Source organism: Chromohalobacter sp. 48-RD10 (genome assembly GCF_029889785.1).
Classification (GTDB): domain Bacteria; phylum Pseudomonadota; class Gammaproteobacteria; order Pseudomonadales; family Halomonadaceae; genus Chromohalobacter.
In genome coordinates this window covers 285,650-300,252 of record NZ_JARANX010000001.1, presented here as the reverse complement: position 1 = coordinate 300,252, position 14,603 = coordinate 285,650, and the positions used below count along the sequence as shown (strand labels likewise).

General features: G+C 60.0%; 16 protein-coding genes. 14 read left to right on the top strand and 2 right to left on the bottom strand.

Going from position 1 to position 14,603, the window contains the following annotated elements:
- Nucleotides 1-89 precede the first annotated feature (89 nt).
- Nucleotides 90-1,733, top strand: a complete 1,644-nt coding sequence (locus OP496_RS01345) for an FMN-binding glutamate synthase family protein (protein WP_280561530.1) — start codon at nt 90-92, stop codon at nt 1,731-1,733.
- A gap of 8 nt (nt 1,734-1,741) precedes the next feature.
- Here OP496_RS01345 and zntR read toward each other — a convergent pair whose 3' ends face one another.
- Both zntR and OP496_RS01335 read right to left on the bottom strand, forming a co-directional pair.
- Complete coding sequence (zntR, locus tag OP496_RS01340) at nt 1,742-2,182, bottom strand: Zn(2+)-responsive transcriptional regulator (RefSeq protein ID WP_280561529.1); 441 nt, start codon at nt 2,180-2,182, stop codon at nt 1,742-1,744.
- On the bottom strand, nt 2,151-3,176 hold the full coding sequence (locus OP496_RS01335; RefSeq protein ID WP_280561528.1) for a DUF1853 family protein: 1,026 nt from the start codon (nt 3,174-3,176) through the stop codon (nt 2,151-2,153). Before OP496_RS01335 ends, zntR begins: the two co-directional genes overlap by 32 nt.
- Before the next feature lie 166 nt (nt 3,177-3,342).
- On the opposite strand from OP496_RS01335, the gene OP496_RS01330 reads away from it, so the two are divergent.
- The 13 genes from OP496_RS01330 (at nt 3,343) to OP496_RS01270 (ending at nt 14,525) form a co-directional block, all read left to right on the top strand.
- On the top strand, nt 3,343-4,779 hold the full coding sequence (locus tag OP496_RS01330; protein ID WP_280561527.1) for a PLP-dependent aminotransferase family protein: 1,437 nt from the start codon (nt 3,343-3,345) through the stop codon (nt 4,777-4,779).
- A 21-nt stretch (nt 4,780-4,800) separates the two neighbouring features.
- Entirely contained in the window at nt 4,801-5,070 is a 270-nt protein-coding gene (locus OP496_RS01325) for a hypothetical protein (protein WP_280561526.1), read from the top strand.
- A gap of 105 nt (nt 5,071-5,175) precedes the next feature.
- Nucleotides 5,176-6,057: an NAD(+) kinase gene (locus tag OP496_RS01320; RefSeq protein ID WP_280561525.1), complete on the top strand. Its 882-nt coding sequence runs from the start codon at nt 5,176-5,178 to the stop codon at nt 6,055-6,057.
- 1 nt (nt 6,058) lies between these two features.
- Entirely contained in the window at nt 6,059-7,066 is a 1,008-nt protein-coding gene (locus OP496_RS01315) for a metallophosphoesterase (protein WP_280561524.1), read from the top strand.
- A 167-nt stretch (nt 7,067-7,233) separates the two neighbouring features.
- Nucleotides 7,234-8,088: a rhomboid family intramembrane serine protease gene (locus tag OP496_RS01310; RefSeq protein WP_280561523.1), complete on the top strand. Its 855-nt coding sequence runs from the start codon at nt 7,234-7,236 to the stop codon at nt 8,086-8,088.
- Nucleotides 8,088-8,354 (top strand): DUF1315 family protein, encoded by a 267-nt coding sequence (locus OP496_RS01305; protein WP_280561521.1) that lies wholly within the window; start codon nt 8,088-8,090, stop codon nt 8,352-8,354. Before OP496_RS01310 ends, OP496_RS01305 begins: the two co-directional genes overlap by 1 nt.
- Entirely contained in the window at nt 8,351-9,211 is an 861-nt protein-coding gene (locus tag OP496_RS01300; RefSeq protein WP_280561520.1) for a DUF2797 domain-containing protein, read from the top strand. The genes OP496_RS01305 and OP496_RS01300 overlap by 4 nt, the downstream gene beginning before the upstream one ends.
- 90 nt (nt 9,212-9,301) lie before the next feature.
- On the top strand, nt 9,302-9,985 hold the full coding sequence (locus OP496_RS01295) for a type 1 glutamine amidotransferase domain-containing protein (RefSeq protein WP_280561518.1): 684 nt from the start codon (nt 9,302-9,304) through the stop codon (nt 9,983-9,985).
- Between the two features lie 150 nt (nt 9,986-10,135).
- Nucleotides 10,136-10,690: a cytochrome b gene (locus OP496_RS01290; RefSeq protein WP_280561517.1), complete on the top strand. Its 555-nt coding sequence runs from the start codon at nt 10,136-10,138 to the stop codon at nt 10,688-10,690.
- A 64-nt stretch (nt 10,691-10,754) separates the two neighbouring features.
- On the top strand, nt 10,755-11,351 hold the full coding sequence (locus tag OP496_RS01285; RefSeq protein WP_280561516.1) for a YceI family protein: 597 nt from the start codon (nt 10,755-10,757) through the stop codon (nt 11,349-11,351).
- A gap of 241 nt (nt 11,352-11,592) precedes the next feature.
- Entirely contained in the window at nt 11,593-12,408 is an 816-nt protein-coding gene (dkgB, locus tag OP496_RS01280; RefSeq protein WP_280561514.1) for a 2,5-didehydrogluconate reductase DkgB, read from the top strand.
- Nucleotides 12,409-12,531: 123 nt separating this feature from the next.
- Nucleotides 12,532-13,857 (top strand): MATE family efflux transporter, encoded by a 1,326-nt coding sequence (locus OP496_RS01275; protein WP_280561886.1) that lies wholly within the window; start codon nt 12,532-12,534, stop codon nt 13,855-13,857.
- Nucleotides 13,858-14,111: 254 nt separating this feature from the next.
- Complete coding sequence (locus OP496_RS01270; protein ID WP_280561513.1) at nt 14,112-14,525, top strand: hypothetical protein; 414 nt, start codon at nt 14,112-14,114, stop codon at nt 14,523-14,525.
- The last annotated feature ends 78 nt before the right edge of the window (nt 14,526-14,603 follow it).

Here is a 14,603-nt window from a genome sequence, read left to right as displayed (position 1 = left end):
TTGCGGCCGCCTGTTGGGCCAGGCGGCTCTAAACCCGGAGCACGTTTCGTGTTTTCATGGTGATGACGCCTTTCGTTCAGGATATCTTCATGAAACATTCTCTGTTATCGCGTTACGGTTTTTTCGCGGTGTGCTGTGTGATCACGCTGGTGACGACGCTCATGGCCATACAGTGGCATGGCGGATGGCTGGTGCCGCTGGTGAGTGGCGCGCTGGTGCTCGTGGGTATTGCCGATCTCTCGCAGCGCGGATATGCGGTACGTCGCAATTACCCCGTCATTGGCAACTTGCGTTATGTCTTTCAGGCATTACGCCCGGAGCTGCGTCAGTATCTCTTCGAGGCCGATACCGAGCAGTTGCCGTTTTCCCATGTGCAGCGTGGCCTAGTCTACCAGCGAGCGCGTCAGCATAACGATGCCAAGCCCTTCGGCACACTGCGCGATGTCTATGCCAATGCCTATGAGTACATCGGCCATTCGATGGAAACGGCGCCTGTGGCGGAGCCGGACGATTTCCGTCTGACCATCGGGAATGGCCAGTGCGCCCAACCTTATGAGATTTCGCTATTCAATATCTCGGCGATGAGCTTTGGTGCGCTGAGCGCCAATGCAATTCGTGCCCTCAACAAGGGCGCTTGGCTTGGACGCTTTGCACATGACACCGGGGAAGGGGGCATCAGTCCGTACCATCGCGAGCATGGCGGTGATCTGATCTGGGAACTAGGTAGCGGTTATTTCGGCTGCCGTACGCCGGAAGGCGAGTTCGACCCCAAGCGCTTCGCCGAGCAGGCCAGTGATGCGCAGGTCAAGATGATCGAGATCAAGCTCAGCCAGGGTGCCAAGCCCGGTCACGGTGGGCTGCTTCCGGCGGGCAAGATTACCCCGGAAATCGCCCAGACGCGGGAGATCCCCCAAGGCGAAGATTGTCTATCGCCGGCCAGCCATCCAGCATTCTCGACGCCGCTCGAGATGCTCGACTTCATTGCACAATTGCGTGAGCTGTCTGGTGGCAAGCCGGTGGGCTTCAAGCTGTGTCTCGGCCAGCCCTGGCAATTCATGGCCATCGTCAAGGCGATGCTCGAAACCGAGGTCGTGCCCGATTTCATCGTCGTCGATGGCAGTGAAGGGGGGACGGGCGCGGCCCCGGTGGAGTTTTCCGATCATCTGGGCGCGCCGCTGCGTGAAGGGCTCTTGTTCGTGCATAACACGCTGGTCGGCGTGGGACTGCGTGAGAAGATTTGCCTCGGAGCGAGCGGCAAGGTCATCAGTGCTTTCGATATCGCTCGGGTCATGGCCATGGGGGCCGATTGGGTCAATGCCGCACGCGGCTACATGTTTGCGCTGGGCTGCATACAATCGCAAAGTTGCCACACCAACCGCTGCCCGACGGGCGTGGCCACTCAGGATCCGCTACGTCAGAAGTCGTTGGTGGTCGGCGACAAGGCCGAGCAGGTGTATCACTTCCATCACAATACCCTGCATGCTATGGCGGAGATGATCGCGGCGGCGGGGCTGACGCGCCCCTGGCAGATCACCCCGGACCACCTCGTGCACCGGGTCTCGGAAAACGAAGTGAAGCTATTCTCTCATCTACATCCGTTTCTGGAGCCGGGCGAGTTGTTGCGCGATCCCAGTCAGCGCCCGTTCTATGGTCGTATCTGGCGCATGGCGCAGGCCAAGAGCTTCGCCCCCATGCAGTTGGCTGATGCGCCGAGTGGGGCGACGGCCGCGTAGAGGGCCTTTCAGCCGTCATGACGGTGCTGGTGCGGCTCGGGGGCGGTCTTGCCATGGGCGAAGGCGGTCAGGATCGTGCATTGCGTGGCCGCGTGCGGACCGCCGCAGCAGGCATCGGTCAGGTGGGCCAGCGCCTGGCGCATGTGATGCAGCTCCGCCAGGCGCGCATCGATGGCGGCAAGTTTGTCCTCGGCGACGCGCTTGACCTCCTCGCAAGTGTGCGCATCGGCGTCGACCTGCAGCGAGAGCAACTCGCGAATGTCGGCCAGGGTGAAGCCCAGGCGTTTGGCGCGCAGGATGAAATGCAGGCGCTCGAGGTTGTCCGCAGCGTAGTAGCGATAGCCGTTGTCGCCGCGTTGGGCATCCGGGAGCAATCCTTCCTTCTCGTAATAGCGCAGCGTGTCGACGCTGACGCCGCTACGCTCGGCCAGTTCTCCGATCCTCAACATGGTGGGACTTCCTCCCTGGGGTGGGGGTAATGGGTGGCAGTGGCAGGCGACGTGGCCAGTCATCGGGCACGATGAAAAAACGTCTCTGGGTGCCGTCGGGCGCTTGCAGATGATATTGCCGTGGCGTGCCGGTGTCCGTGAAGTGCGCCTCGAGCTCGGCTTCCAGTCTCTCCAACGTGCGATATGTCTCGCCTCCGGGTAGTGCGAGCCAATGCGGCTTGTGAAGCGGGGCGCCCATGGTTCCTGTCGGCAAGTGGTCACGCAGTATCGGCCAGTCTTGCCATGTCAGCCAATCGCCATGAGCGGCGGTGATACGTGCCGGATGCGGCGCCGCTAGCGTGACGGACCAAGGGTAAAACAGCATCCCGAGCATGGCTGCACGCTGTTGAAGTAAGCTTGGGTCGATGCCTAGCGAGTTCAAGCGTGCCATCGAGCGCGGGTGATGGGCCAGGGGCAACTGGTGATGCCGCGTATGGTAATGCTTGCGTGCCAATGAGTCGGCGCAGCCGGGGCCGATCCAGCGTGCCGGATGGCGTTCGTCGCCGGGTCCTTGGCGCAGGCCCAGATAATACTTGATGGCCAGTTCTAGATGGGTGTGGCGTCCCTGAGCATCGGCATAGATGACATCCAGCTCACCGAGGGTGCGGTTGGCCTCGTGAATCGCGATATTAGTGGCCAGTAGGCGTGTCGCTGGGGCGAGGTCGAGCAGGGCGTGCCAGAGACGCTCATGGTAATGCCCCAGACGTCGCGGAGGCGTTGCGCCGATATAAGGCACGAGCCGTTGCGGCTCGGCGTCGAACGCATGCAGCCAAGCCTTTCTGCACGCGGCGTCGCCAAGCCCGAGTGCCTCGAGGGTCGGCCGGCCCGGATAATCGCTTTCGATGATATCCGGAGCATGCAATAGCCAGGCGAGATCACGCACCCAAGGGTGATGAAGCGATGCCCACTCGTCTTCCAGCGCGGGCGTGGTAGCATCGAACAGTACTTGCGTCATGGGTGAGCCGCCAATTGGGTGCCCATCTTTAACTGATATGCTTTTTTCATGCCTATCTGAATCTGTACTCTTCATGATATCACCCTGACAATATCTCCAGTTGCAAGACAATGCGAACCCGTTGCTATTGCGCTTAGACAGGCATGGAGTGTTGTCGGAGGTGGGCATGAAGCTTTATCAACATCTGGCCGAAGCACTGGAGGCCTCTATTCTCTCCGGTGCGTTGCATGCTGGGGACCGTCTGCCTTCGATTCGCGCTGCCAGCATTAGCCGTAACGTCAGTCCCACCACTGTTTTCAAGGCTTATTATCTGCTGGAAGCCAAAGGACTTATCCGGGCACGTGATCGATCAGGTTTCTATGTCGTTGGACCGAAAGGCACCCGTCCGCCGGAAATCGAGATGACCAGCGCGCCTGACGAGCGTGTCTTCAATGTCGATGTCAGCGACCGTGTTCTCCAGGTGTTGGGCGCCACTATGCGCCGCGACCTAGTGCCTTTGGGGTCTGCGCTGCCGAGTCCTGAGCTCTACCCGATCCCGAGGCTGGCTCAGGTCATGGCATCTACACTACCCAAGCTGGATGTTTGGCATACAGTAGATGATTTGAGCCCCGGTAGTGCTCAACTGCGTCATGCTATTTCACTGCGCTATCACGCGGATGGTATGCAAATTCACGCGGATGACCTTGTAGTGACCAATGGCGCATTGGAAGCGCTCAATATCTGCCTGGGTGTCGTCACCCAGCCTGGGGACGCGGTTATTGTAGAGTCCCCTACCTTCTATGCGTCGCTCCAAGCTCTGGAGCGGTATCACTTACGGGCAATCGAGGTATCAACACACCCACGTGATGGTATTGATCTGGAGGCGATGGAACGAGCGATAAAGCGGCATAAGCCGGCGGCATGTTGGTTGATGACCAATTTCCAGAACCCGTTGGGTAGCCTGATGCCAGAAGACAAAAAACGTGATCTTGTCGCGCTATTGCAACGCTATGCGGTGCCGATGATCGAGGATGATGTCTATGGTGAGCTTTATTTCGATAGCCGCCGTCCGCTACCTGCCAAAGCCTTCGACCAAGAAGGCTTGATCATGCACTGCAGTTCGTTTTCCAAGAGTTTGGCTCCTGGCTGGCGTGTCGGTTGGGTGGCAGGAGGACGCTACACCCAACACATCATGCGCGACAAACTTTCACTTTCCTTATCGGCATCAGCGCCGGCTCAGGTAGCGCTATCGGCCTATCTGTCACGAAGTGGGTTTGATCGACATTTGCGAACACTTAGGCACCAGTTTGAATGGCAGCGTAACTGCATGCTGCACGCGATCACGAAGTATTTCCCTGATGGTACGCGGACAACATACCCCGCCGGAGGATACTTTTTATGGGTCGAGTTGCCGGAATGTGTGGATACTTCGCAGTTACACCAGATGGCGCTGGCCGAAGGTATTAGTATCGCGCCGGGCAGTATCTTTTCTTCGCACGAGTGTTTTCGACACTGCCTGCGTTTGAACTATGGCCATCCCTGGGATGAGCGCATGCAGACAGGCATGGAAATTCTTGGGCGCCTGATTGCCCGGCAGCTGGAATATGGGCCACTCGATAGATGAATTTCAGCAAGGAGAGATACCATGAGTAAAAAGCCGATGTCGCGTAAACGTAAAGCGATATTCAAATTCTTCGCAGCCATCATCGTGATCAACGTGATCGTGGGCATCGCCGGCATTGCCTTCATGATGCTCTATTACGGTGAGGTCGATCGGCAGGGGCAGGCGGCGTTGGTGACCTTCATGGTCTTGAATACGATCTTCGCCTCGCCCGTGGCCCTGTATCTCTACTGGTGGGAGTTGCACCCTGTACAGACGCCCGAGTCGGACCAGTACAACGACCCCAAGAAATGAGTGTCTGCCGCTAATGTCGCAAACGTCTGACCCAGCCACGGTTTGCTCCGCTGCTCGCCAGTCCGCATAATGACGGGCCGCGACGCCGGCAACGAGACGCTTCACATGCAGCCATTCAAGACCATTGGCCTGATCGGGCGATTGGGCAATCCCAACGCGGTAGAGACGCTCAAGCGGTTGCTCCGCTTTCTCGACGCTCGCCAACTCCATGTGATCGTCGAGGAACGCACCGCCACGGTCTTGCCCGATCATGGTTATCCCGAGGCGAGCCGTCGCCAACTGGGTGAGCGCTGTGACTTGGCGATCGTGGTTGGCGGTGATGGCAGTCTGTTGGGCGCCGCGCGGACGTTGTGCGACACGGGGACGCCGGTAGTGGGCATCAATCGGGGAAGGCTGGGCTTTCTCACCGATATCTCGCCGGATGAAGTCGAAGAGCGAATCGGCGAAGTGCTCGATGGGCACTTCGAGAGCGAGCGCCGCTTCCTGTTGGAGGCGGAAGTGTTTCGCGCCGGCGAACGGGTCGGCATGGCCTCGGGACTCAACGATGTCGTCATCCATCCCGGCAAGGCCGCGCGGATGATCGAATTCGAGCTGTTCATCGACGGCCAGTTCGTCTACAGCCAACGTAGCGATGGGTTGATCATCGCCACGCCGACCGGCTCCACCGCTTATGCCTTGTCGGGAGGCGGTCCGATCGTGCATCCCAGGCTCGAGGCCATCACGCTGGTGCCGATGTTTCCGCATACGTTGTCGAGCCGGCCGATCGTCATCGATGCGGCCAGCGAGATCACGGTGCATATCGGAGAAACCAACCACGCGTATCCGCATGTCAGTTGTGACGGCCAGACCCAGGTGGTTTCCAAGCCCGGTGACCGCCTGGTCGTGCGCCGCAAGCGAGAACGGCTGACGCTCCTTCATCCGCATGGGCACAACTATTTCGAGGCCTGTCGCACCAAGCTCGGCTGGAGCAGCCGGATGGGGGAGTGACATGACACTGGCTCGCAACGACCTCGATGGCTACGATTTGATCGGCGATGTGCATGGGTGTGGCGCCTCGCTGGCGGTGTTGCTGGAGAAGCTTGGCTATCGCTACCGAGAAGGCGTGTATCGTCATCCGCGTCGTCGAGTCATCTTTCTGGGCGATTTGATCGATCGCGGCCCGCGCATTCGACTGGCGCTGAATATCGCGCGTGACATGGTCGAGGCGGGCGAGGCGGATATCGTGATGGGCAATCACGAATACAATGCCCTGGCGTATAGTCGCCGGGCGCCGCTGGAATGGGCGGGAGAGTGGCTACGCGAGCATTCGCCGCGACACAATCGCGTCATCAATGAGACGCTGGCCCAGTTTCGCGATCATCCTCAGGAGTGGCAGTCACATCTGGACTGGTTCATGACGATGCCGTTGTGCCTCGAACGTGATGGACTACGGGCCGTGCATGCCTGCTGGGACCGCGACCTCATCACGCCATTTCTGGCGCAGTGTCCCGATGGTCGCATGAGCGAGGATTTCTTTTACGATTCGGCGTGCCCGGGAACATTCGCCTTTCGCGTCATGGATCGGCTGACGCGAGGTCCCTCACTGCCGCTTCCGGCGGGCTTGCGAATCCATTCCGGCGATGGTTTCACGCGCACCACCTTCCGTGCTCATTTCTGGGCACGTGAGCCGTTGACCTATGGCGATGTGGTCTTCCAGCCCGATAACCTTCCCGACGATCTCGAGAACCAGCCCTTGAGCGCTGAGGAGCGACAGCGACTGCCGTATTACGGACCGGAGGAGCCGCCGCTGTTCATTGGCCACTATTGGTGCGAGGGGGTTCCGGCGCTACCGGCGCCGAACATTGCCTGTCTCGATTACAGTGCCGTGAAATACGGGCGTCTGGTGGCCTATCGCTGGGAAGGTGAGCAGCGCCTGGATGCCAATCGCTTCGTGTGGGTCGATGTGGCGCGTGAGGGGTCGGCTCCTCCGGCGCCCGATGACATCGCGCTGGCATGAGGGGCAAAAAAAGTTGAAAAAAATTTCGTTGCACCGGGAACTCATCGCGGTGGGGCGTCGTCAGAGTAAGTGTTCCCTTGAATGATCCCTTGCTCTTGTCCGGCGGCCCCCTCCGCCGGACTTTTTCTTTTGTGCGCTCGTCTGCGGTACTGAAAGGGACCCCGCCCATGTACAAACTGCTGGAATTGCCTCGTCAACAGGATATCGTCGCACTGCGTCGAGCGTTGTGGGCGCATCGTATCGGCCATCAGGTGACCGAGGAGGAGACGAATCAGGTGCTGTGGCTGGCCGATCCGCGTCAGCGTGATGAGGCGGCACACTTGATCGAGCAATGGCATCGTGGCGAGTTGGTCGAGCGTCCCTCTCAGGCCACGAAAAGCCGATCGCCCGGCATGCTTGGCAGTGCCTTTACTCAGGCACCGCTGGCGGCTGCCTTGATGGCATTGTGTGTGGTGGTCTTCGCCTTGATGGCATTGTTCGGTGACCGTGTGGTCGCTGCGCTGACCTTCGTGCCCGTCGATGCCGTGTCCGGAAGCTTGACGGTCAGCACCCTGGGCGATTCCCTGGCAAGCGGTCAGGTATGGCGCTTTCTGTCGCCGGCGTTGATGCATTTCGGCTGGATGCATCTGGTCTTCAACATGCTGTGGTTATGGTATTTCGGGCGCCAGGTCGAAGCCCTGCAAGGCCCCGTACGCCTTATCATGCTCGCCGTCGTGGCGGCACTCGTCTCCAACCTGGCGCAATACGCCACGGGGACCGTGCTGTTCGGCGGCATGTCCGGGGTCGATTATGCCTTGCTGGGATATGTCTGGCTGATGGCCCGTCGGGCCCCGGGAAGCGGATTTTTCGTGCCCCAAATGCTGGTGGTGTTCATGCTTGCCTGGATGGTCTTCACCATGACCGACATGGCGAGCTTGTTTGGATTCGGCAACGTCGCCAATGAGGCGCACCTGGGCGGTCTGTTGGTCGGGCTGGTCGGTGGATGGTGGGCCGGTGGACGTGCCGCAAGAGGAGAGCGTTAGTGAGTGACATGACCTTCGACAAGATGGTGGCGCAGATGACACCCGCCATGTACGACAGCTTCAAGCAGGCGGTCGCACTGCGTAAATGGCCGGATGGACAGCGCCTGAGCGAAGAGCAGACCGAGCTGTGTCTCGAGGCGGTGATGAAATACGAAGTCGCCCACGATATCCCCGAGAACGAGCGTGTGGGCTATATCGAGCGCGGCGGTGGCGGCACTGACGATGGAGCCGGCGAGTCCGATACCATCAAGTGGATGAACCGATGAGCGATCTGTTCAGCGTGGCGGATGTCAGTGCCGCGCGCGGACCCCTGCGCAAGATGGAGATTGCGCCCAGCGATGCGCAGACACCGGCGCAATACACCCTGCGGGCCGGCGAGCAGCGCGTTGGTCTCAATGCGCATCTGGGCGCCTCGTTGCGACTCGTGCATACCGGCGCCATCCACTGCGTGCATTGTGGACGCGCCACGCGCAAGAGTTTTGCCCAAGGCTATTGCTACCCTTGTTTCAAGTCGCTTGCCCAGTGTGACACCTGCATCGTCAAGCCGGAAACCTGCCACTATCATGCGGGTACGTGTCGCGAACCGGCATGGGGCGAGCAGCATTGTTTTCAGCCGCACGTGGTCTACCTGGCCAATTCGTCGGGGCTCAAGGTCGGCATCACGCGCAAGACGCAATTGCCTACACGCTGGCTCGATCAAGGGGCGATGCAGGCGCTGCCGATTCTCGAGGTCGACAACCGTTTGCAGTCGGGGTTGGTCGAAACCTTGTTCAAGCAGGTGGTGGGCGATCGCACCAATTGGCGTGCAATGCTGAAAGGTGACGTGGCGCTGCTAGACTTGCTCGCCGAACGAGACCGCCTCCTGGAAGTGCTCGATCAGGAGCTGGCGGCACTCAAACAACGCGTTGGCGAGCAGGCGATTGGCACGCTGGCGGCGACCCCGGTCGAGTTGCACTATCCCGTCCTGGAATTTCCCGGCAAGGTAGTGTCGCACAATTTCGATAAGTCCCCTGAGGTCAGCGGCCGTTTGATGGGACTCAAGGGGCAGTACCTGATCTTCGATACCGGTGTCATCAATCTGCGCAAGTTTGGTGGCTATGAGGTAGAGGTGGCGATCGAGTAGGGCACTTGGTGCGGCGACGTCTTGAAGTCCGCCTGGATGTCTCCACGTCATGGGTATCGACATGAACGTCGCTTACCCAAGGAGGTTCGCATGAAGATTCTGATGGTGCTGACGTCGCACGATCGCATGGGCGATACCGGCCATGCCACCGGCTTCTGGCTCGAAGAGTTCGTCGCGCCGTACTACGTGTTCAAGGATGCGGGTGTCGAGGTGACGCTGGCCTCGCCGCAGGGTGGTCAGCCGCCCATTGATCCCACCTCCACGCAGCCCGATGCGCTGACCGAGGAAACGCGCCGCTTCGAGGCGGATAGCGAGGCCAAGGCGCAGTTGGCTAATACGCGTAAGCTGGCCGAGGTGCGTGCCGATGACTACGATGCTGTTTTCTACCCCGGGGGCCATGGCCCGCTGTGGGATTTGACGCAAGATCGCCATTCCCAGCAGTTGATCCACGACTTCCTCGTGGCCCATAAGCCTGTCAGCGCAGTCTGCCATGCACCCGCCGTGTTGGTGCATGCACAAAGTCCCGATGGCCAGTCTGTGGTCAAGGGTCATCGTGTCACTGGGTTCTCGAACAGCGAAGAAGACGCCGTGGGGCTGACCGATGTCGTGCCGTTGCTAGTGGAAGACGCCTTGAAGGCAAAGGGTGGCCACTATGAGCGCGCCGACGCGGATTTCGACGCTTTCCAACTGCGCGATGGCCTGTTGATCACCGGTCAGAATCCGGCCTCCAGCGCGCCGACGGCTCAATTGCTGCTGGAGGCACTGACAGGCTGACACGACCCTCGAGCCTTGCACACTTCTCTTATAATGGCTCGCCTTGGCGAGCCATTATTTCTTTTTGGTTAATGATGCCTTTCCTCGATACGTCCTGGCGTGATGCGCGATAGCCATTATGCTGAAGGCATGATGGGTGGAGAGAAACGCATGTGGCGTAATTCGGTACACGGCTGGGGGTTGCCCAGCATTCTCCTGCATTGGCTGAGTGCCGTGCTGGTCGTGTCACTCTTCGTACTTGGCTGGTGGATGACCGGTCTTGGTTATTATGATCGCTGGTATCAATTGGGGCCATGGTGGCACAAGTCACTGGGCCTGACGCTACTGGGTTTGACGCTGCTGCGGTTGGCATGGCGCTTGATGCAGCCCACGCCCGAGGCACATGGCGTGTCTTGGGAGCGGGTGTTGGCGCATGCCGGCCATGGGCTCCTCTACGTCTTGCTGTTGACGGTGATGGTCAGTGGCTACTTGATCTCCACTGCCGAAGGCCAAGGTATCAGTGTGTTCGGTGCCTTCGAAGTGCCGGCACTGCTCAGCGATTTGCCCCGACAGGCGACCCTGGCGGGGGAGGTGCACTGGTACGCAGCTTGGGCACTGGTCGTGCTGGTCGTGGGCCACACGCTGGTTGCGCTCAAGCATCATATTCTCGATCGCCGGGACACGTTGCGTCGCATGTGGTGGCCCGGAGGCTCTCGACGCCAATGAGTTTTACATCCGTGGCGATTTGCCGCCACTTAAGTACTTAAATCCTTCATCCCAGGAGATGACGATGTTCTCGAAATCGCTACTCAAGACCGCTACCAGTGCTGCTCTCGGCGCTGCCGTACTGTTGCCCATGGCCCAGGCCAACGCTGCCGATTACAAGATCGATAGCGAAGGGCAGCATGCCTTCATTGAGTTCAAGATCAGCCATTTGGGCTATTCCTATGTGCTGGGCACCTTCGATGATTTCACGGGGACGTTCAGTTATGACCCCGACGCCCCAGAAGCTTCCAGCGCCAATGTCGAGGTAGACGTGAGCAGTCTCCATACGGCGCATGCCGAACGCGACAAGCACATCTTGAGCGACGACTTCCTCAACGCCTCGGAGTATCCCACCGCGACGTTCGAGTCCACGGGATTCGAATCGACCGGTGACGGTGAGGGCGAACTGTCCGGCAACCTGACGCTGCATGGCGAAACGCAGCCGATTACCATCGAGGTCGACCATATCGGCGGTGGTGACGATCCCTGGGGCGGATATCGCAATGGTTTCGAAGGGGAAACGACGTTGACGTTGTCTGACTTCGGTATCGATACCAGCAAGTTGGGTCCGACGGCTTCCACCGTTGACATGCACCTGGTGGTTGAAGGTATCCGCCAGTAATTCGTCACGCATGCTCGGACAGCCTGAATCGCCCCGCCTCGTGCGGGGCGATTCACGTTGAGTCGAGGTTGGTAATAAGGGGAGGCAATGGCCAATCTCAACGGCGATCTAGCGTGAGGAAGGTGTTGAAAGTCAATTTAACGGTCCCCAATTCATGCAGGAGTAGGACAGATTGCCTGGCACCATGTTTCATCTTGTAACTAGGTCTTTGCTGTCTTTTGCCATCTGACAAGGAGTCACCATGCTGAACCAACGCACGTTGCCCCGCATTGGTCTGGGCACCTTTCGTCTCAAGGACCAAGACGTTATCGACTCGGTCATGTCAGCGCTGTCACTCGGTTACCGGCATATCGATACCGCTCAGTTCTACGATAACGAACGCGCCGTGGGCGAGGCGCTCAAGCAAAGCGATGTTCCCCGCGACGAGATCTTCCTGACCACCAAGGTGTGGTGGGATCGATTGCAGCCGCAGGCATTGCTGGAAAGCTTCGAAGAGAGCTGCCGGAAGCTCGGCGTTGAATACGTCGACCTGGCTTTGGTGCATTGGCCGTCGCCCGACGACGAGGTCCCGATGGCCGATTATATCGGCGCCTTGAACCAGGCGCGCGAGAAAGGCCTTACGCGTGAGATTGGCGTCTCCAACTTCACGGTGGCGCAGCTCGACCTGGCGCTCTCGGTGCCCGGAGGCGAGTACCTGATCACCAACCAGATCGAAGTGCATCCCTTCCTGGCCAACCGCACCGTGGTTGCGTATTGCCAGGCGCAGGGCTTGCAGGTTACCGGTTATATGCCGCTAGCGGTGGGCAAGGTGATGGACGAGCCCGTGCTCAAGGAAATTGCCGAGGCGCACGGGGTGAGTCCGGCGCAGATCGCGCTGGCGTGGGTGGTGGCGCGCGACATCGTGGTGATCCCGTCGTCCACGAAGCCCGGGCACCAGCAATCGAACCTCGACGCCATGCAGATCACACTGAGTGCCGACGAGATGGCGCGTATCGATGCGCTCGATCGCGGCGAACGTATCGCCAATCCGGATTTTGCTCCCCAGTGGGACGCCTGAAGCGTCATCACCCATGAAGGCGCTTTCTGCTAATCTAGTCGCCCTCGGTATCGACCGATGCCGGGGGCGCCCTATTTGATATCTTGATCGTTGATTCGCAATGAGGTTTCCGTGACGGAATCCATGTCCTCGCTACGTCGCCAACTGTGGCAGCAGACCTGGCCCATGGCTATCGGCGTGCTCTCGCTGCTGGGCTTCCAGCTCGTCGATAGTGCTTTCATCGCCCGTTTGGGCACTCAGCCGCTCGCGGCACAATCCTTCACCTTCCCACTGTCGTTTCTGATCATCGGCGTGCAGGTAGGTCTGGGGATTGCCATCGCGGCGCTGATTTCACGCACTCTGGGCGCTGGCGATACAGCGCGTGCCAGGCGTATGGGCAGCCTTGTGCTGGTCGGTGGAAGCGCATTGATGGCCCTGCTGATGCTGATCATGTGGGCCGCGCAGACGCCGATCTTCACGCTGCTGGGGGCTGATGCCCCCACGCGTGAGCTGATTCGCGCCTACTGGGGGCCGCAGTTGGTGGCCAACTGGCTGGGGGCGGTGCTGTATTTCGGCTATAGCCTGTTCCGGGCACATGGCGACACGCGCTTGCCCGGAAAACTCATGGTACTGACCAGCCTGATCAATCTGGTCCTCGATCCGCTGTTGATTTTTGGCATTGGCGACTGGTCGGGCTGGGGGCTGCCTGGTGCGGCCTGGGCGACAGCGTTGGCGTTTGCCATCGGCATCTGGTTCTTGGTGACACGTCTACGTGCCCACGACTGGCTGGCGCGGCATGGGTTGCGCGTCGAAATGCGTGCCTCGGCCGTGCCGTTCATGACGATCGCCGGGCCTGCGATGATCAGTCAGTTGATGCCGCCACTCTCGGCGATGCTGGCGACCTCGATCGTGGCCGATCTGGGGGAGACGGCTGTCGCGGCCTGGGGATTGGCGAGTCGCCTGGAAACGCTTTCGTTGATGGTGGTGCTGGCGCTGACTATGTCACTGCCGCCCTGGCTGGGGCGTTGTTACGGCGCCGGCGATTGGTTGCGCATCGATGCCTTGATGAAGCTGGCGGCGCGTACGGCGGTGGTCTGGCAACTGGGGCTGGGGTGTGTCATGGCACTGGCGGCACCCTGGGTGGCGGTCGCTCTGTCGGGCAATCCGGAAATACGCGATGAACTCGCGACCTTGATACGCTGGCTGCTACCCAGCTATAGCTTGCTGGGCCTTTGCATGCTGGTGGTATCCGCCTCCAATGCCCTTGGCTGGCCGGTACGCGCCATGCTGCTGTCCTTCATGCGCTTGTTCGTGTGTTACTTGCCATGCCTAGCGGTGGGGGCCTGGCTGTCGGGCATTTTGGGTGTCGCCTGGGGAGCCGCGTTGGGCAACGTGCTGGCAGGCGGTCTTGCCTGGGGCATTTTCCGGCGTTCCCTGACGCAGCGCATGGCGGTCAATGGCAATACTTGAAAACGCCGCGGGACTATCAGCATGGTGATGCGTGATATCTTGCCGGAAGGTGGCGGTATGGCCAAGGCTGAGTTCTGGGCTGGCTGTCGCCCGGAAAACGATACCCAGGGGTTGGGTGTGGCGCGTTACGCTGAGTGATCCTAAGTAGGTAGGGAATCCCCGCGTGCATCGCTTGTCCAATGCTCGCATCAGACCCGGTCCGCCGCGGGCGGCGGGTGCCCTGGAATGTAATGAGAGCCATTGAGGAGACAGCGATGACGATTCGCGCTGGCTGGCGTGTCGGGAGCGCCGGCATGTTGGCGTTGTTATTGAGCGGTTCTGTGCTAGTGAGTGGGTCGGTACTCGCCCAGGACGAGGCTGCGCCGCCCGAGGACCAGAAAGGCCAAGCGACCGAGGCGGGCGAGGTCAGTGAGAAGGCAACAGGCGTCAGCGATGAGGATGCCAGCTTTGGTCAGGGAGGTGCGCAAACGCCGCTCGATCAGCGCCGTAACGCGGTGACCTTCGATCAGTTGGATGTCGATGAGGATGGCATGCTCAGTGAAGAAGAGGCACGTCAGGCCGACCGACTCGAGCTCTTTCAACGACTCGAGAGCGATGAGGGCGAGGTGACGCGGGAGGCATTCCGCGATGAAGTCGGCTCGGACACGCTACCCGACGCTCAGGATTAGTGAGCGTAAAGAAGTAAGCGCAAAATAAAACGCCCGTCATGCGTGAGCATGGCGGGCGTTTATGCGTTGTGCGTGTCA